Annotated in this window: 17 protein-coding genes and 1 riboswitch; of the genes, 9 read left to right on the top strand and 8 right to left on the bottom strand. The window is 72.9% G+C overall.

Annotation, left to right across the window (positions count from 1 at the left end):
* Positions 1 to 185: 185 nt before the first annotated feature.
* Positions 186 to 1637, top strand: coding sequence for a DUF2079 domain-containing protein (locus tag ACFVGS_RS28820; RefSeq protein ID WP_385694501.1), 1452 nt, complete (start codon positions 186 to 188; stop codon positions 1635 to 1637).
* A 90-nt stretch (positions 1638 to 1727) separates the two neighbouring features.
* On the opposite strand, the gene ACFVGS_RS28815 is transcribed toward ACFVGS_RS28820, so the two are convergent.
* Entirely contained in the window at positions 1728 to 2309 is a 582-nt protein-coding gene (locus ACFVGS_RS28815; RefSeq protein ID WP_384417652.1) for a hypothetical protein, read from the bottom strand.
* A 238-nt stretch (positions 2310 to 2547) separates the two neighbouring features.
* Here ACFVGS_RS28815 and ACFVGS_RS28810 point away from each other — a divergent pair, with 238 nt between their 5' ends.
* The 3 genes from ACFVGS_RS28810 (at position 2548) to ACFVGS_RS28800 (ending at position 5254) form a co-directional block, all read left to right on the top strand.
* The gene (locus ACFVGS_RS28810; protein WP_384417655.1) at positions 2548 to 3408 is read left to right on the top strand and encodes a bifunctional methylenetetrahydrofolate dehydrogenase/methenyltetrahydrofolate cyclohydrolase; all 861 of its coding nucleotides are present in this window, start codon (positions 2548 to 2550) and stop codon (positions 3406 to 3408) included.
* The gene (locus ACFVGS_RS28805) at positions 3309 to 3884 is read left to right on the top strand and encodes a DUF3017 domain-containing protein (protein WP_384417837.1); all 576 of its coding nucleotides are present in this window, start codon (positions 3309 to 3311) and stop codon (positions 3882 to 3884) included. The genes ACFVGS_RS28810 and ACFVGS_RS28805 overlap by 100 nt, the downstream gene beginning before the upstream one ends.
* A gap of 380 nt (positions 3885 to 4264) precedes the next feature.
* Positions 4265 to 5254, top strand: coding sequence for a malate dehydrogenase (locus ACFVGS_RS28800; protein WP_384417658.1), 990 nt, complete (start codon positions 4265 to 4267; stop codon positions 5252 to 5254).
* A gap of 98 nt (positions 5255 to 5352) precedes the next feature.
* Here the strand turns inward: ACFVGS_RS28800 and ACFVGS_RS28795 are convergent, their stop codons facing one another.
* Positions 5353 to 6129 carry an isocitrate lyase/phosphoenolpyruvate mutase family protein gene (locus tag ACFVGS_RS28795; protein WP_385694497.1) on the bottom strand — a complete coding sequence of 259 codons (777 nt, stop codon included), beginning with the start codon at positions 6127 to 6129 and terminating at the stop codon, positions 5353 to 5355.
* Positions 6126 to 6650 carry a carboxymuconolactone decarboxylase family protein gene (locus ACFVGS_RS28790; RefSeq protein WP_384417664.1) on the bottom strand — a complete coding sequence of 175 codons (525 nt, stop codon included), beginning with the start codon at positions 6648 to 6650 and terminating at the stop codon, positions 6126 to 6128. Before ACFVGS_RS28790 ends, ACFVGS_RS28795 begins: the two co-directional genes overlap by 4 nt.
* Before the next feature lie 47 nt (positions 6651 to 6697).
* Here ACFVGS_RS28790 and ACFVGS_RS28785 point away from each other — a divergent pair, with 47 nt between their 5' ends.
* Complete coding sequence (locus ACFVGS_RS28785) at positions 6698 to 8122, top strand: PLP-dependent aminotransferase family protein (RefSeq protein WP_384417667.1); 1425 nt, start codon at positions 6698 to 6700, stop codon at positions 8120 to 8122.
* A gap of 93 nt (positions 8123 to 8215) precedes the next feature.
* Here ACFVGS_RS28785 and ACFVGS_RS28780 read toward each other — a convergent pair whose 3' ends face one another.
* Complete coding sequence (locus tag ACFVGS_RS28780) at positions 8216 to 9052, bottom strand: hypothetical protein (RefSeq protein WP_384417840.1); 837 nt, start codon at positions 9050 to 9052, stop codon at positions 8216 to 8218.
* Between the two features lie 135 nt (positions 9053 to 9187).
* Between ACFVGS_RS28780 and ACFVGS_RS28775 the strand changes: the two genes are divergently transcribed.
* Together ACFVGS_RS28775 and ACFVGS_RS28770 are read left to right on the top strand one after the other, a co-directional pair.
* Positions 9188 to 9481: a hypothetical protein gene (locus ACFVGS_RS28775; protein ID WP_384417670.1), complete on the top strand. Its 294-nt coding sequence runs from the start codon at positions 9188 to 9190 to the stop codon at positions 9479 to 9481.
* Between the two features lie 7 nt (positions 9482 to 9488).
* Positions 9489 to 10679 (top strand): glutathionylspermidine synthase family protein, encoded by a 1191-nt coding sequence (locus ACFVGS_RS28770; RefSeq protein WP_385694493.1) that lies wholly within the window; start codon positions 9489 to 9491, stop codon positions 10677 to 10679.
* Here the strand turns inward: ACFVGS_RS28770 and ACFVGS_RS28765 are convergent.
* Positions 10669 to 11364: a polysaccharide deacetylase family protein gene (locus ACFVGS_RS28765; protein ID WP_385694491.1), complete on the bottom strand. Its 696-nt coding sequence runs from the start codon at positions 11362 to 11364 to the stop codon at positions 10669 to 10671. The genes ACFVGS_RS28770 and ACFVGS_RS28765 overlap by 11 nt on opposite strands.
* A gap of 380 nt (positions 11365 to 11744) precedes the next feature.
* Positions 11745 to 12953: an ornithine--oxo-acid transaminase gene (rocD, locus tag ACFVGS_RS28760; protein ID WP_385694488.1), complete on the bottom strand. Its 1209-nt coding sequence runs from the start codon at positions 12951 to 12953 to the stop codon at positions 11745 to 11747.
* Positions 12954 to 13061: 108 nt separating this feature from the next.
* Positions 13062 to 13152, top strand: a riboswitch (ZMP/ZTP riboswitch).
* A 69-nt stretch (positions 13153 to 13221) separates the two neighbouring features.
* Here rocD and glyA point away from each other — a divergent pair.
* Positions 13222 to 14490, top strand: coding sequence for a serine hydroxymethyltransferase (glyA, locus tag ACFVGS_RS28755; RefSeq protein ID WP_384417680.1), 1269 nt, complete (start codon positions 13222 to 13224; stop codon positions 14488 to 14490).
* A 33-nt stretch (positions 14491 to 14523) separates the two neighbouring features.
* On the opposite strand, the gene ACFVGS_RS28750 is transcribed toward glyA, so the two are convergent.
* Both ACFVGS_RS28750 and ACFVGS_RS28745 read right to left on the bottom strand, forming a co-directional pair.
* Positions 14524 to 15309 carry a hypothetical protein gene (locus tag ACFVGS_RS28750; protein WP_384417683.1) on the bottom strand — a complete coding sequence of 262 codons (786 nt, stop codon included), beginning with the start codon at positions 15307 to 15309 and terminating at the stop codon, positions 14524 to 14526.
* Complete coding sequence (locus ACFVGS_RS28745) at positions 15302 to 15901, bottom strand: RNA polymerase sigma factor (protein WP_384417685.1); 600 nt, start codon at positions 15899 to 15901, stop codon at positions 15302 to 15304. Before ACFVGS_RS28745 ends, ACFVGS_RS28750 begins: the two co-directional genes overlap by 8 nt.
* 56 nt (positions 15902 to 15957) lie before the next feature.
* Between ACFVGS_RS28745 and trpS the strand changes: the two genes are divergently transcribed.
* On the top strand, positions 15958 to 16971 hold the full coding sequence (gene trpS, locus ACFVGS_RS28740; RefSeq protein ID WP_384417688.1) for a tryptophan--tRNA ligase: 1014 nt from the start codon (positions 15958 to 15960) through the stop codon (positions 16969 to 16971).
* Positions 16972 to 17034: the final 63 nt, after the last annotated feature.

Raw genomic sequence — 17034 nt, 5'->3', positions numbered from 1 at the left:
ACCGGCACCCGACACTTCACCCCCTGAGCCGCGCCGCTGGGAGGCTGGGAGGGCCCCCCGACCCCCCGGGGACCGCCGGCCCCTCCGCGTGCGGCGGCCGGACGTGACGCCGGCGATTCCGCCGGTCGAGTGGACTCTGTTCTAATGGGTTGCTCTTTTGTCGGCGGCTGGTCCATGGGGGCGCGGTGTTGGATGTGCAGAGCAGTTCCGCGGCGGAGCCCTCCGCCCCCGAGGCCGTCGGCGACGCGCCGGACGGCGGTCTCGCGCCGGCGCCCGCGCTGCCGTACGCGATCGTCGCGACCGTCCTCGGCGCCCTGTACTTCCTGTACTCCTGGGTGCAGTACACGCGCTTCCGCACGCCCTCCTGGGACCTCGGGATCTTCGAGCAGTCCGTCCGCGCCTACGCAGAGCTGCGTGCGCCGATCGTCGACATCAAGGGGCCCGGCTTCCTCATACTCGGGGACCACTTCAGCCCGGTGACGGCGCTCCTCGCGCCGCTCTACTGGGTGTGGTCCTCCCCGCTCGCCCTGCTCCTCGCCCAGGCGGCGCTGTTCGCCGCCTCCGCGGTCGTCGTCGGCCGCACCGCGCAGCAGGTGCTCGGCAGCCGGGCCGCGGGCATCTCCCTGACCGTGGCGTACGGGCTGTCCTGGGGCCTCCAGGAGGCGGTGAAGTCCGACTTCCACGAGATCGCCTTCGCGGTCCCGCTGCTCGCCCTGGCCTGCCGGGCCCTGCTGCTCGGCCGCTGGAACGCGGCGGTCGGCTGGTCCGTGCCGCTGGTCCTCGTCAAGGAGGACATGGGCCTGACCGTCGCCATGGTCGGCGCGGTCCTCTTCGTGAAGGGCCAGAAGCGGCTCGGCGCGGCCCTCGCCGGCTTCGGGACGGCCTTCTTCGCGCTGACGGTGCTCGTGCTCATCCCGGCGGCGAGCCGGGTCGGCCAGTACGACTACTGGGCCAAGATCGAGAAGGGCGGGGACGGCGCCCAGGTGTCCTTCCTGGACTCCGTGCTCGGCGCCTTCCAGCACGGCGAGAAGTGGGAGATGCTCCTCTTCCTCGTCGGCGTCACCGGCTTCCTCTGCCTGCGCTCCCCGCTGATGCTGCTCGTGCTGCCGACCCTCGCGTGGCGCTTCCTCTCCCACGACCCCAACCACTGGGGCATGTTCTGGCACTACAGCGCGATCCTCATGCCGGTGGTCTTCCTGGCCCTGGTCGACGCCGTCCGCGAGGTGCGCACCTCGCCGCGGCCCTGGCTCGTGGCGTACGGGAAGGTGGCCGTGCCCGTCGCCACGGCCGTCGCGCTCCTGCACGCCCTGGACATGCCGCTGCGCGAGCTGACCCGGCCCGAGACCTATCGCACGGACGCCCGCACGCTGGACGCGCGGCGCGCGGTGGCGGCGGTGCCGGAGGGCAGCAGCGTGGAGACCAACGTGACGCTGATGGCCCACCTGACCGGCGACCACACCGTCTACTGGGTCGGCGGCGCGCAGGGCGTGAACCCCGACTACCTGGCCTTCGACCTCAACTCGGGCTGGTCCCAGCCGGTCGCCGACCCGGTCGGGCTCGCCGCCCAGCTGCACCCGGAGGCGCGGTACGCGGTGGCCGAGCAGGCGGGGCAGTTCGTGGTGCTGAAGCGGCAGTGACGAGCGGAGCGCCGCACGCGCGCACGCGGAAGGGGCCGGGTTCCCGTCGGAACCCGGCCCCTTCCGCGTACTGCTTGCTCGCCGCGAGCGTCAGAACTGCTGGCGCTGGCGGTTGAACCAGGCCGCGCCGTCCGACTTCGCCGCGAAGACGACGACCAGGATCGCCATCACGGTGTGCGCGAGGCCGATCAGGACGAACGGGTAGATGCCGAGGACGGCCGTGATGACGCCGAAGACGATGGCGGTGACGCGGACGCCGTTGCCACCCGAGCCGAACTTCGCGCCGAGCACGATGGCCAGGACACCCCAGGCCAGGATCAGCAGCGCGACCGCCCAGACGGCGCCGGCCGACCAGTCGGCGACCTGCTGGAACTGCACGTCGTCCTTGAGGGCCGGGTCGTTCTTCGCGGCGGAGACGCCGACGGCGGCGAGGGCGGCGAAGATCGCACCGATGACCTGGAGGCCGCCGATGACGAAGAGCATCACGCGGGCCGCCTTCAGGCCGCCCGGCATCTCGGTCGGGCCGGCCGGGTAGCCGCCGTACGCCGGGGCGGCCGGGTAGCCGTAGCCCTGCTGCGGCGGGACGCCCTGCGGGGCCTGCTGGGGGTAGCCGTAGCCGGGCTGCTGCCCCTGCTGCTGGCCATAGGGGTTGTTCGGGTCGCCGAAGCTCATCGGGAGACTCCTCCGTTGGTTCCTGTGCGGGGACGACGCGGCCCTGCGCGGAGGAGATGTCACCACGTGTTTCACGACGTATGAGCGGTTTTGCCCCCCGGCACTGCTCGCGGCACTGCGCAGATCATCGTGGTCAGAACGTCCACTTCTTGTCCAGTCGATAGGCAGCGCAGTTGTGCAAGTGCAATCTCCGGTTCCGAATTGGAATCCGGCGGGGGTCATCCGGGAGGATGGCCGCATGAGCGCCCAGATTCTCGATGGCAAGGCCACCGCAGCCGCGATCAAGTCCGATCTGACCGCCCGTGTGGCGGCCCTCAGGGAGCGGGGCGTCACGCCCGGTCTCGGCACGATCCTGGTCGGCGACGACCCGGGCAGCCAGAAGTACGTCGCCGGCAAGCACCGCGACTGCGCCCAGGTCGGCATCGCCTCCATCCAGCGCGAGCTGCCCGCGAGCGCCACCCAGGAGGAGATCGAGGCGGTCGTCCGGGAGCTCAACGAGGACCCGGCGTGCACCGGCTACATCGTCCAGCTGCCGCTGCCCAAGGGCATCGACGAGAACCGCATCCTGGAGCTGATGGACCCGGCCAAGGACGCCGACGGTCTGCACCCGATGAACCTCGGCCGGCTGGTCCTCAACGAGCCCGCACCGCTGCCCTGCACCCCGTACGGCATCATCCAGCTGCTGCGCGAGCACGGCGTGGAGATCAAGGGCGCCGAGGTCGTGGTCGTCGGCCGCGGCGTCACCATCGGGCGCCCGATGCCGCTGCTGCTCACCCGCCGCTCCGAGAACGCCACCGTGACGCAGTGTCACACCGGCACCAAGGATCTCGCGGCGCACCTGCGGCGCGCGGACATCATCGTCGCGGCGGCCGGCGTGCCGCACCTGATCAAGCCGGAGGACGTGAAGCCGGGCGCGGCCGTGCTCGACGTCGGCGTCTCCCGCAACGACGAGGGCAAGATCGTCGGCGACGTCCACCCCGGTGTCGCCGAGGTGGCCGGCTGGATCTCCCCGAACCCCGGCGGTGTCGGCCCGATGACCCGCGCCCAGCTCCTCGTCAACGTCGTCGAGGCCGCCGAGCGCGCGGCCGGGGTCCGCTGACCGTGTCCTCCTCCGACGCCTCCGGCGACCCGGAGACCCCGGAGGAGCCCGGCGAGGGGGGCGGTGGCGGCACGGCATCGCGCCGGCACCCCCGGGCGAAGCTCACCACCACGACCGCCCGGCCCGAGGGCGGCGGCCGGGCGGCGCCCGGCGACGCGTCGGCGCCCGCGCGCCAGTGGCCGCTGCTCACCGTGCTCGGGATGGCCGCGCTCGGACTGCTGATCGTCGGCACGGACCTGTTCCCGCAGGCGTTCCGGATCGGCACGCTGCTCGTCGGGGCCGCGCTGCTGACCGGCGCCGTGCTGCGCCGGACGACGCCCTCGGTCGGCATGCTCGCGGTGCGCTCGCGCTTCACGGACATGATCACGTACGGAGTGATGGGCGGGCTCATCGTGCTGCTGGCGCTCATGGTGCAGCCGGAGCCCTGGCTGCGGATCCCGTTCCTGGAGGACGTCCTCCACCTCACGGTCACCTGACGCGGGCCGGAGCACCGGTCCTTCGGCCACCCGGGATCAATGGGTCACCCGAAACGGTGACGGCGCCCGTCCTCTCCCCCGTGGGAGGACGGGCGCCGCTGCGATCAAGGGTCATGTACGTGCCAACGTCGGTTCAAGGTCCGCCGGGCCGTTGTGGCACGGAGGTGACGGAGGTGACCATTCCGCTACGTGTCCGGTACCCGGGTGGCAGTGAGCCGCACCACAAGGGGGTGGAGGTGCGCGGGTGCCCGGGTCCGATAGCCTGACGCCGGATATCTCTTCACGTCGAGACATCGATCGATCACGAAGGGACGTCCAGCCTCCGGGGCCTCCTCAGGGGCAAGGGAAACCCCACCGCCAGCTGTCTTACGGAGATCGCCATGACCCGCACTCCCGTGAATGTCACCGTGACCGGCGCGGCCGGCCAGATCGGCTACGCGCTGCTGTTCCGCATCGCCTCCGGCCACCTGCTCGGCGCGGACGTGCCGGTCAAGCTGCGCCTCCTCGAGATCCCGCAGGGCGTCAAGGCCGCCGAGGGCACCGCCATGGAGCTCGACGACTGCGCCTTCCCGCTGCTCAAGGGCATCGACATCTTCGACGACCCGAACAAGGGCTTCGAGGGCGCCAACATCGGCCTGCTCGTCGGCGCCCGCCCGCGTGGCCCGGGCATGGAGCGCGGCGACCTGCTCGCCGCCAACGGCGGCATCTTCAAGCCGCAGGGCGAGGCCATCGCCGCCCACGCCGCGGACGACATCAAGGTCCTCGTCGTCGGCAACCCGGCCAACACCAACGCCCTGATCGCCCAGGCCAACGCCAAGGGCGTCCCGGCCGAGCGCTTCACCGCCATGACCCGCCTGGACCACAACCGCGCCCTGACGCAGCTGGCCCAGAAGACCGGCTCCTCGGTCACGGACATCAAGCGCCTCACCATCTGGGGCAACCACTCCGCGACCCAGTACCCGGACATCTTCCACGCGGAGATCGCCGGCAAGAACGCCGCCGACGTCGTGAACGACCAGGCGTGGCTGGCCGACACCTTCATCCCGACCGTCGCCAAGCGCGGCGCCGCGATCATCGACGCCCGTGGCGCGTCCTCCGCCGCGTCCGCCGCCAACGCCGCCATCGACCACGTGTACACCTGGGTCAACGGCACCGCCGAGGGCGACTGGACCTCCATGGGCGTTCCGTCCGACGGCTCCTACGGCGTCCCGGAGGGCCTGATCTCCTCCTTCCCGGTCACCTGCAAGGACGGCAAGTACGAGATCGTCCAGGGCCTGGAGATCAACGACTTCTCCCGCGCCCGCATCGACGCCTCCGTCAAGGAGCTGTCGGAGGAGCGCGACGCGGTCCGCGAGCTCGGCCTCATCTGAGAGCGGCACCCGTGACGTGACGGTGCCCCCGGCCGCTCCGGCCGGGGGCACCGTCACGTCGTCCTCGGGCCGGTGTCGTCCTCGGACCGGTGTCGTCTTCAGGCCGTCTCCGCCGTCAGGCCGGCGGTCAGATCCGCGCTCAGGTCCGCGAGGTGCGTGAGCGTGCGGCGGAGCAGGCCCGGGCCGAAGGTGATCCGCGTGGCGCCCAGCCGGCCGAGCTCGGCGAACGGCGGGTCGCCCGGCCGGGCCAGGAAGTTGAGCGGGCCCTCGACGCCCGCCGCCCGCAGCCGGGGCAGGTCCTCGGGCGGCGCGAGGACCGGGAAGACGCAGTCCGCGCCCGCCTCCCGGTAGAGCACGGCGCGCTCGGCGGCCTCCTCGGCGGTCCCGCGGTGGAGGTACGTGTCGACGCGGGCGTTGACGAAGAGCGCGGGCCCGGCCGCCGCCCGTACCGCCGCGAGCCGTTCGGCCTGTTCGCGCGGGTCACGCAGCCGGTGGCCGGAGCGGTCGGAGTCCTCCAGGTTCAGCCCGACGGCGCCGGTCTCCAGGACCCGTTCGACGAGCTCGTCGGCCGGGAGCCCGTAGCCGTCCTCCAGGTCGGCGCTGACCGGCACGGACACGGCCCGCGCGATCCGCGCCACGGCCGCCAGCATCTCCTCCGGCGGGGTGGTGCCGTCCGGGTTCCCGAGCGCCGCGTCGATCCCCGCGCTGGGCGTGGCCAGAGCCGGAAACCCGGCCTCCTCGAAGACCCGCGCCGAGGCCGCGTCCCACGGCCCCGGCAGGACCAGCGGCCGCTCGGCGGGCCGGCCGAGGTGCAGGGCGCGCAGGACGTCGACGCGGGAGGAGCCGCCGGCGGGCCCGGTGAGGTCCGCGCTCATCGCTTGTACGCGCCCGGCGCGTAGTGGCCCGGCGTGAAGCGGCAGGTCACGGCGATCCGGTTCCAGGCGTTGATCGTCACGATCGCGCCGATGAGGTGCGCCAGCCCGGTCTCGTCGAAGTGGCGGGCGGCCTCCGCGTACACCTCGTCGGGCACGAAGCCGTCGGTGAGCACGGTGACCGCCTCGGTCAGGGCGAGGGCGGCCAGCTCGCGCTCGGTGTAGAAGTGCCGGGACTCGCGCCAGGCGGACAGCTGCACGATCCGCTGGACGCTCTCCCCGGCCGCGAGCGCGTCCTTGGTGTGCATGTCCAGGCAGAAGGCGCAGTTGTTGATCTGCGAGGCGCGGATCTTGACGAGCTCGTACAGCGTCGGGTCCACGTGCTTCGACGCGGCGATCTCCAGGCCGATCATGGCCTTGTAGAACTCGGGGTGCCGCTCGGCGAAGGCGAGCCGGGGCGGGTGCTCGGGGGCGAGTGCGGCCTGTGTCGGGTCCTGCGGGGCGGCGGTCGTGGTGGTGGTCATGCCGACGACCGTACGGTCGGGATGGCGCCCGGGTATGGTCCATTCCCATGGCGGATGACTGGGCCACTTTCGGCGCCGACCTGCACCTGGAACTGCGCGGGCACGGCCTGCGCGACGGGCTGATGAACGCGCTGCGGGAGGCCGTGCGCAGCGGGCGGCTGGCGGCCGGGACCCGGCTGCCGTCCTCGCGTTCCCTCGCCGTCGACCTGGGCGTCGCCCGCAACACCGTCGCCGACGCGTACGCGGAGCTCGTCGCCGAGGGCTGGCTGACCGCACGTCAGGGCTCCGGGACCCGGGTGGCCCCGCGCTCGGCGCCCCGGCCGGCGGCGCGCCGCGCGGCCCCGTCGGGCGGCGCCGCAGCCGTCACACCGGCGGCGGGGAAGCCCGCGTACAGCCTCCGGCCCGGCACTCCCGACGTCGGCTCCTTCCCGCGCGCCGAGTGGCTCAGGGCAGCCCGCAAGGCGCTCACGGCCGCGCCCCACGAGGCCTTCGGCTACGGCGATCCGCGCGGCCGGATCGAACTGCGCACGGTCCTCGCCGAGTACCTGGCGCGGGCGCGTGGTGTCCACGCGCGGCCCGAACGGATCGTGGTCTGCTCGGGGTTCGTGCACGGCCTGATGCTCATGGGCCAGGTGATGCGGGACCGCGGGGTGCGCGAGGTGGCCGTGGAGTCGTACGGCCTCGACGTCCACTGGGACCTGCTCGGCCGCCAGGGCATCCGGATGCCGGCCCTGCCCTTCGACGAACGCGGCACCCGGACCGAGGAGCTGGGGTCGGGCGCGCTGGGCGAGGTCGGCGGCGTCCTGATGACGCCCGCCCACCAGTTCCCGACGGGCGGCGCCCTCCGGCCCGACCGGCGGGCGGCCGCCGTCGACTGGGCGCGGGCCTCCGGCGGTCTGATCCTGGAGGACGACTACGACGGGGAGTTCCGCTACGACCGCCAGCCCGTCGGCGCCCTTCAGGGACTGGACCCGGAGCGGGTGGTCTACTTCGGCACCGCGAGCAAGTCCCTCGCGCCCGGCCTGCGGCTCGCGTGGATGGTGCTGCCGGAACACCTGGTCGACGAGGTCGCGGCGGCCAAGGGCGTGGTCGACTGGATGTCGGGAGTCACCGACCAGCTGACCTTCGCCGAGTTCCTGGCCTCCGGCGCGTACGACCGGCACGTCCGGGCCATGCGGCTGCGCTACCGGCGGCGGCGAGACCAGTTGGTCGCGGCGGTCGCCGCATCCTCGCCCGGAACCCGCGTCAGCGGCATCGCGGCCGGGCTGCACGCCGTCCTCGAACTCCCTGAGGACACCGAGGAGTCGGTGATCCGCGCGGCGGCGTTCCAGGGGCTCGCCCTGAACGGCGTCAACCGCTTCCGGCATTCGACCGTGCCGCGTACCCGCGACGCCCTCGTCGTCGGCTACGGCACCCCGACGGACAGCGCGTGGTCGGGCGCGCTGGACGCCTTGTGCAGGGTGCTGCCGTAGGGGCGTTGGTCGTTGGGCGTCGGGCCGTAGTGCCGTTGGGGTTGCCCTCCTGCTCGTCTCTGCCCGTCTCTGCGCGGCCTTGTCCAGCTCTGTTCAGCCCTTGAGTTCCGCTTCCGCCGCTTCCACGGCCGGGGCCTCGCCGAAGCGGGCCAGGGTCAGTGAGCCCGCGACCGCGACGGCGAAGCCGAGGAGGGCGAGCCAGCCGAGGCCCTCGCGGGTGCGGTCGCCGAGCCAGACGACGCCCGCCAGCGCGGGGCCGATGGTCTCACCGAGGACCAGGCCGGCGGTCGCTGTGGTGACCGAGCCGCGCTGCAGGGCGGAGGTGTAGAGCAGGAACGCGCTGCCGCCGCCGACGAGGAGGGCGTACAGGGCGGGCTCGGTGAGGTCGACCGAGTCGATCAGCCGTACGGCGACCTCGACCACGCCGAAGCCGAAACCGCCCGCGAGGCCGAGGGTCAGGGCCCGCGGCCGTTCCGGGAGCCGGCCGGCCGCCGCCCCGACGACGAGCACGCCGAAGGCCGCGGCGAGCAGACCCCACTCCAGCACGTCACCGGGGCTGTCGTGGCCCTCCCTGCCGGAGGCGAGCGCCAGCATCGCGAGCCCGAGGCACACCACCGCGACCGCCGCCCACTCGACACGGCTGAGCCGCACCTTCAGCATGCGCGAGGCGATCACCGCCGTGACGGCGAGACTGGCCGCGAGGGAGGCCCCGACCGCGTAGATCGGCAGCGTCCGCAGCGCGACGATCTGGAGCACGAAACCGAGCCCGTCCATGCCGAGCCCGGCGACGTACCGCCACTGCCGCAGGGCCCGCCACAGCAGCGCCACGTCGACCCCGCTGCCCGTGCCGGGCTCGGCGGCCCTGGCGCCGAGCGCCTGGAAGACCGAGGCGGCCCCGAAGCAGACGGCGGATCCGAGTGCGCACATCATCCCAAGAAGCACGAAAGGGACTCTAGTGCGACGGGGATCGGACGGGCGTTCACGCCGGGCCTACACTGTGCGATCGCAACCGAGCGTGGCCGCCGCCCCGCCCGGAGAACAGGGGAGACAGGGGAGGACAGGGTCATGCGCAGACTGCGGTCGACCACGGTGGTACTCGGTGGAGTGGGCATGCTCGCGGCAACGCTCACCGCCTGCTCCTCGGAGCCCGACCGGCGCTGCGTCGACCCGGTGACGTACAAGGAGCTGCCGGACTACAAGTGCGACGGCGACGGCAGCAGCGGAAGCAGCAGCAGCTCCAACGGCCGCTACTACTACGGCGGCTCGTCCAGCAACGGCAAGGTCAGCGGCGGCAGCTTCGACAGGTCCGCGGTCGACAGCGGCGGCTTCGGCGGCCACCACTCCTCCTCCGGCGGCTGATCCGGCCGTGGAGCGCCACACCATCGAGCCCCGCCCCGGCTGGCAGCAGACCGTCGAGGAACAGGGCCTGATCTACCCCCTGACCCGCTACCCCGACGGCTCGCTGCGCCCCTACTGGGACGAGAGCGCCTACTACGCCTTCAGCCTGCCCGAGGTCGAGGCGCTGGAGGAGGTCGTCGAGGAGCTGCACGCCATGTGCCTCGCGGCCGCGGCGCACATCGTCGAGAAGGACCGTTTCGCCGAGCTCGGCATCACCGATCCCCGGCTCGCCGCCCGGGTCGCCGAGTCCTGGCGCCGCCGGGCCGAACTCCCCACCGTCTACGCCCGCTTCGACCTGCGCTACGACGGTACGGGCCCGGCCAAGATGCTGGAGTACAACGCCGACACCCCCACCTCCCTGGTGGAGGCCGCGAGCCCGCAGTGGTTCTGGATGGAGGAGCGCTTCCCCGGGGCCGACCAGTGGAACTCGCTCCACGAGCGGCTCGTCGACGCCTGGAAGCGGCAGGCCCACCTGCTGCCGCCCGGCAGCCCGGTGCACTTCGTCCACTCGGACGGCGACGAGCTCGGCGAGGACCTGATGACGGTCGCGTACCTGCGCGAGACCGCCCAGCAGGCCGGGCTCGCCACGGAGGCGCTCTCCGTCGAGCGGATCGGCTGGGACCGCATCTCCGGACGCTTCGTCGACGACCGGCTCCGCTTCATCCGCGCGTGCTTCAAGCTCTACCCGTGGGAGTGGCTCACCACGGACCGCTTCGGCCCGCACGTCCTGGACACCCTCGACAACGGCGGCGGCACCGGCACCACCTGCTGGATCGAACCCGCCTGGAAGATGCTCCTCTCCAACAAGGCCCTCCTGGCGATCCTCTGGGAGCTGTACCCGGGCCACCCGAACCTGCTGCCGGCCTACCTGGACGGCCCGCGCGAACTCGCCGCCGCCGGCGGCCCCGGCTACGTCTCCAAGCCGCTGCTCGGCCGCGAGGGTGCGGGCGTGACCCTGCACGAGCCGGGCGCGGCGGCGGTGGCGCGCGAGGAGCCCTGCGTCTACCAGGAACTGGCCCCGCTGCCCGACTTCGACGGCAACCGCGTGGTCCTCGGTGCCTGGACCGTCGGCGACGAGTCCGCTGGGCTCGGGATCCGGGAGTCGGCGGGGCCCGTCACGGACGAGTACGCCCGTTTCATCCCGCACGTCATTCTGTGACGTAGTCCCTGAGGGGCGCGGCCTTCAGACCGGCCGCCTCGGCCGCGTCCAGGACGCGGCGGAGGTCCTGCTCGACGGTCCCGTTGAAGTGCAGCAGCACGATGTCGCCCGCCTTCAGCCGGGGCATCGGTACGGGATCCGCACCCCAGGTGGTCAGGTCGTACGTCCACGTCACCAGGGCCTTCGCCCCGCAGGCCCGCGCGGTCGTCCGGGTCGTCGCGTCGTACGCGCCGTACGGCGGGCGCAGCAGCCGCGGCCCGTCCCCGAACTCGGCGAGGTGCGCCTCACGCGCCCCGCAGACCTCGGCCTTCTGCCCCGCGGCGTCGAGCGTCGTGAGGTCCGGGTGGCTGACGGTGTGGTTCTCGACCCGGGAACGGCCCTGGTCGAGCAGGCCGTGGAAGTAGCCGGAGTCGTACGAGTACGCGCCCGGCAGCAGGAACAGCGAGGCGGGCACCCTGCGGTCGAGCAGGAGCCTCGCGGCGCCCGGGTCGTGGTTCCAGCCGTCGTCGACGGTGATGAAGACGACCGGGTCGGCGGTCTCGACGCGGGAGACGACGGGCACGGGCTCGGGCCACGCCGCCGCGGGGGCGGCATGGGCGGAGCCGGACAACGCGCCGAGCAGCGCGAGCGGGACGAGTGCGGCGATCGCACCGCGCAGGGCGCGGCGCAGACGGGGTCTCGACATGGCCGCAACATTGGCCTAGACCAACTGCCCTGTCAACGGGTGGAGTTGCCCACGAACCGGACCCGGCGCATCCACCCACCGGCCCTGACGGACCCGGCGACGCCGACGATGGCGGTGCCGGTGGTGCTGGCGGCGATGGCGATACGAAGGGGTTCGGCCCGACGGCGGGTGGGCGCCGGGGCCGGAGGGCCCCGGGGCCGCGCCCCCGAGCCACGGCCCGCCCCCGGATGACCCCCTACGAGCCGACGGGGCCCACGGCCCGGCCCGCACGCGGCCGGCGTGCGCAGAGGACACGGCCTGCGCACGCGGCCCGCGCGCGCAGGCCGCCGCCAGGGGGCGCTCACCGTCCGCGCGCGCCGCCGAAGCACGCGGACGGACCGTCACCCCTCCGTCAGCACCGCCCGCAACTGCTCGAGCCCCCAGTCCAGGTCCTCCTTCGAGATCACCAGGGGCGGCGCGATCCGGATCGTCGACCCGTGGGTGTCCTTCACCAGCACACCCCGCTCCATCAGCCGCTCCGAGATCTGCCGCCCCGTGCCCTTCGAGGCCGCGATGTCGACGCCCGCCCACAGGCCCCGCCCGCGCACCTCCTCCACCGCGCCGCCGCCCACCAGCAGCTTCAGCTCCGCGTGCAGGTGCTCGCCCAGCTCCGCCGCCCGCTGCTGGTACTCGCCCGTCCGCAGCATCGTGATCACCTCGAGGGCCACCGCACAGGCCAGCGGATTGCCACCGAACGTCGAGCCGTGCTCGCCCGGCCGGAACACCCCGAGGACGTCCCGGTCCGCGACCACCGCCGACACCGGCACCACACCGCCGCCCAGCGCCTTGCCGAGAACGTAGACGTCGGGCACCACGTCCTCGTGCTCGCACGCGAAGGTCTTGCCCGTGCGGCCCAGGCCCGACTGGATCTCGTCCGCCATGAACAGCACGTTCCGCCGCGCCGTCAGCTCCCGCACGCCCCGCAGATAGCCGGGCGGCGGGACGAGGACGCCCGCCTCACCCTGGATCGGCTCCAGGAGCACGGCCACCGTGTTCTCCGTGACCGCCGTCTCCAGTGCCGTCAGATCGCCGTACGGCACGATCTCGAAGCCCGGCGTGTACGGGCCGTAGTGGTCGCGCGCCTCGTGGTCCGTGGAGAAGCTGACGATCGTCGTCGTCCGGCCGTGGAAGTTGTTCCCCGCGACCACGATCTTCGCGTGCCCGTCCGGCACGCCCTTCACCTCGTAGCCCCACTTCCGCGCGGTCTTCACCGCCGTCTCCACGGCCTCCGCGCCCGTGTTCATCGGCAGCACCATCTCCTTGCCGCACAGCTCGGCCAGGCGCGTGCAGAACTCCCCGAACCGGTCGTGGTGGAAGGCCCGCGAGGTGAGCGTCACCCGGTCCAGCTGCGCCCGTGCGGCGTCCAGCAGACGCCGGTTGCCATGACCGAAGTTGAGCGCCGAGTAGCCGGCGAGCATGTCGAGGAAGCGGCGCCCCTCGACATCGGTCATCCACGCCCCCTCGGCGGTGGCGACGACCAGGGGAAGCGGGTGGTAGTTGTGGGCGCTGTGCGCGTCCGCGGCAGCGATCTCGTCTTGCGTCTTCGACACGGGATCTCCGTTCGTCCTGCGGCTGGGGAGGGTGTGGCTCCCTTTTCTTATCGTCGCTCACATGCCGGACCGGGAAACCTGCCGTGACGGCGCGCCCGCTAGTCTGGGAACACGCACGGCGACTGGCGCACGGGGAAGCGACCCCGGGGGAGCCGTGCGCGGCAGACCACACGAGGTGCCGCTCGCCTGGGCATCACGGAACCGTCAGGTCCCGTGTGGCGCCGTGCGGCACCCGCACCGGGACCTCCTGCCCGGAGGAACGAACGCCATGAACCTTCCCGCCCACCACCCGGCACTCGCCGCCGCCGACCCCGAGCTCGCCGCCCTCGTCGGCGCCGAGGAGCGGCTCCAGGCCGAGACGCTCCGGCTCATCCCGAGCGAGAACTACGTCTCCGCCGCCGTCCTCGAGGCCTCCGGCACCGTCCTGCAGAACAAGTACAGCGAGGGCTACCCGGGCCGCCGCTACTACGAGGGCCAGCAGAACATCGACCAGGTCGAGAGCCTCGCCATCGAGCGCGCCAAGGCCCTCTTCGGCGTCGACCACGCCAACGTCCAGCCGTACTCCGGCTCCCCGGCCAACCTCGCCGTCTACCTCGCCTTCGCCGAGCCCGGCGACACCGTGATGGGCATGGCGCTGCCCATGGGCGGCCACCTCACCCACGGCTGGGGCGTCTCCGCCACCGGCACCTGGTTCCGCGGCGTCCAGTACGGCGTACGCCAGGACACCGGCCTCATCGACTTCGACCAGGTCCGCGAACTCGCCCTCGCCGAACGCCCGAAGGTCATCTTCTGCGGCGGCACCGCGCTGCCCCGCACCATCGACTTCGCCGCCTTCGGTGAGATCGCCCGCGAGGCAGGCGCCGTGCTCGTCGCCGACGTCGCCCACATCGCCGGCCTGATCGCCGGCGGCGCCCACCCGTCCCCGGTCGGGCACGTGGACGTGATCTCCACGACCACGCACAAGACCCTCCGCGGCCCGCGCGGCGCCATGCTGATGTCCCGCGAGCAGCACGCCAAGGCCCTCGACAAGGCCGTCTTCCCCGGCCTCCAGGGCGGCCCGCACAACCAGACCACCGCCGCCATCGCCGTGGCCCTGCGCGAGGCGGCCCAGCCCTCCTTCCGTGACTACGCCCACGCGGTCGTCGCCAACGCCAAGGCCCTCGCCGATGCCCTGCTGGCCCGCGGCTTCGACCTGGTGTCCGGCGGCACCGACAACCACCTGATCCTCATGGACCTCACTCCCAAGGAGGTCCCCGGCAAGGTCGCCGCGAAGGCCCTCGACCGGGCCGGGATCGTCGTCAACTACAACACCGTCCCCTACGACCCCCGAAAGCCCTTCGACCCCTCCGGCGTCCGCATCGGCACCCCCTCGCTCACCTCCCGCGGCCTGGACGTCTCCCACATGCCCCAGGTCGCCGACTGGATCGACCGCGGTGTCACCGCCGCCGGCAAGGGCGACGAGGACGCCCTCGCGGTGATCCGCGCGGAGGTCGCCGACCTCATGGCCGCCTTCCCGGCCCCCGGCCTCCCGACCTGACCGGTCGGGCCCCCCGCCGCCTCCGTCCTGCCCTTACCGGGCGGAGGCGGCGATGCGTATCGCCTCCGTCCGGTCGGCCACGCCCTCCAGACGGAGGGTGAGCGTGCCCCCGCTCCTCGTCCAGAGCAGCGTGGGGCCCGCCGGGCGGACCGACGGGGCCCAGCCCGAGCCGGCGGAGTCCGTCATCGGGAAGGTCAGCAGATGCGGCCGGGCGAACCAGTAGGCCTCCGTGCCGTCCGGCAGCGCCACCCACTCCGGCGGCACCCGCACCTGCTTGCCGAAGCCGACGTCCAGCCGCGCCGGGAACTCGTCCAGCCGGACCGCGCCGCCCTCCGCCGTCCGCCAGCACAGGCCGATCACGCCCCGCGGAGGGACGCCCGTCACCGTCGCGGCGTCCGGCTCACCGAGCGCCCCGGGTATCAGCGGCGTGAAGCCCGCCCGGCGCCCCGCCTCCGCGAGCGGCACCGGGTTCCGACAGCCCGGCACCCCGGCCGCCGCACCGGGCGCGGCCGGCGCCCCCGGCTCGTACCGCACCGCGACCCCGCCGAAGCCCAGCCACTCCACCACTGTCGCCCGCACCGGAGGAGTGAGCACCACGACCATCAACAGCCCCGAGACCGAGGCCACCAGCGCTTTCCACCACCGCCGCAGCCACGCCCACCGGGCAGGCGGCGGCGGGGGCGCCGGTGCTGGCACCCGCTCGGCCAGGAGCTGGGCCAGCACCCGCTCGGCCATCGTCGGCCCGTCGACATCGGGCACCCTCAACGCCCGCCCGAGCTCCCGCAGCTCCTCCTCCAGTTCCCGCTTCGACTCAGCCATGCTCCTCACCTCCCTTCAGCACCGTCCCCAGCCTCTTCAGCGCCCGGCTCAGCCGGGACTTCACCGTCCCGCGCGGCCAGCCGAGGGCCTCGGCCGTCTCCGCCTCGTCCAGCTCCAGCAGATAGCGGTGCACCACCACCGCGCGCTGCTCCTCGCCCAGCGCGTCGAGCGCCACGAGCAGGCGTCTGCGCCGCTCGTCCTCCTCCAGCGCCACCGCGGGATCCGCGCCCTCCGGTATCAGCGGCTCGCCCGCGAGCAGCTCCGCCTCCCGCCCGGCCACGGCCCGCTGCCGCCCCGCCGAGCGCAGTGTGTTCCTCGTCTCATTGGCCACGATGCTGAGCAGCCACGGCCGGAACGCCGACCCGTCCCTGAAGGCGCCCAGCGAGCGATACGCCTTGAAGAACGCCTGCTGCACCACGTCCTCGGCGTCCGCGCCCGCCCCGCAGGCCACCGCGGCCCGCAGCGCGACCCCGGTGTGGGCGCGAACGAGCTCCGCGTACGCCTCCGGCTCTCCGGCGCGCACCCGTGCGATCACGGCCCCCTCGTCGACGACGACTCGGCCCCCCTCCCGGGTCCCCTCCCTCGTCCTCACATCTCTGATACACCGGCAGTCCGGGATCGGTTCCCACACCTGAGAGAATGATGAGCATGGCCTCTGATCGACCTCGTGTGCTCTCCGGAATCCAGCCCACCGCAGGCTCGTTCCACCTCGGCAACTACCTCGGCGCCGTCCGTCAGTGGGTCGCGCTGCAGGAGTCCCACGACGCCTTCTACATGGTCGTGGACCTGCACGCGATCACGGTCCCGCAGGACCCGGCCGAGCTGCGCGCCAACACCCGGCTCGCCGCCGCCCAGCTGCTCGCCGCCGGCCTCGACCCGGAGCGCTGCACCCTCTTCGTCCAGAGCCACGTGCCCGAGCACGCCCAGCTCGGCTGGGTCATGAACTGCCTCACCGGCTTCGGCGAGGCCTCCCGCATGACCCAGTTCAAGGACAAGTCCGCGAAGCAGGGCGCCGACCGCGCAACGGTCGGCCTCTTCACGTACCCGATCCTCCAGGTCGCCGACATCCTGCTCTACCAGGCCCACCAGGTCCCGGTCGGCGAGGACCAGCGCCAGCACATCGAGCTGACCCGCGACCTCGCGGAGCGCTTCAACGGCCGCTTCGGCGAGACCTTCACGATCCCGGCGCCGTACATCCTCAAGGAGACGGCCAAGATCTACGACCTGCAGGACCCGTCGGTCAAGATGAGCAAGTCGGCGTCCACCCCCAAGGGTCTGATCAACCTCCTCGACGAGCCGAAGACCACCGCGAAGAAGGTCAAGAGCGCGGTCACCGACACCGACACGGTCATCCGCTTCGACCCGGAGAACAAGGCCGGCGTCTCCAACCTGCTCACGATCATGTCCGTGCTCACCGACACGTCGGTCGCCGACCTCGAGAAGAGCTACGAGGGCAAGATGTACGGCGCCCTGAAGACCGACCTGGCCGAGGTCATGGTGGACTTCGTCACGCCGTTCCGGACCCGCACCCAGGAGTACCTGGACGACCCGGAGACGTTGGACTCCGTGCTGGCCAAGGGCGCGGAGAAGGCCCGCGCGGTCGCCGCCGAGACGCTGGCGCAGACCTACGAGCGGATCGGCTTCCTGCCCGCCAAGCACTGAGCCGGACGCCGGCCGGCACCGGTCCGGACACCCGGCCCGGCACCAGGTCCGAGGACTCTGGCC

Origin of the sequence: Streptomyces sp. NPDC127114 (assembly GCF_042677525.1) — a bacterium.
Classification (GTDB): domain Bacteria; phylum Actinomycetota; class Actinomycetes; order Streptomycetales; family Streptomycetaceae; genus Streptomyces.
The sequence above is the reverse complement of the archived record's forward strand: the minus strand, read 5'-3'. Positions and strand labels throughout refer to the sequence as shown.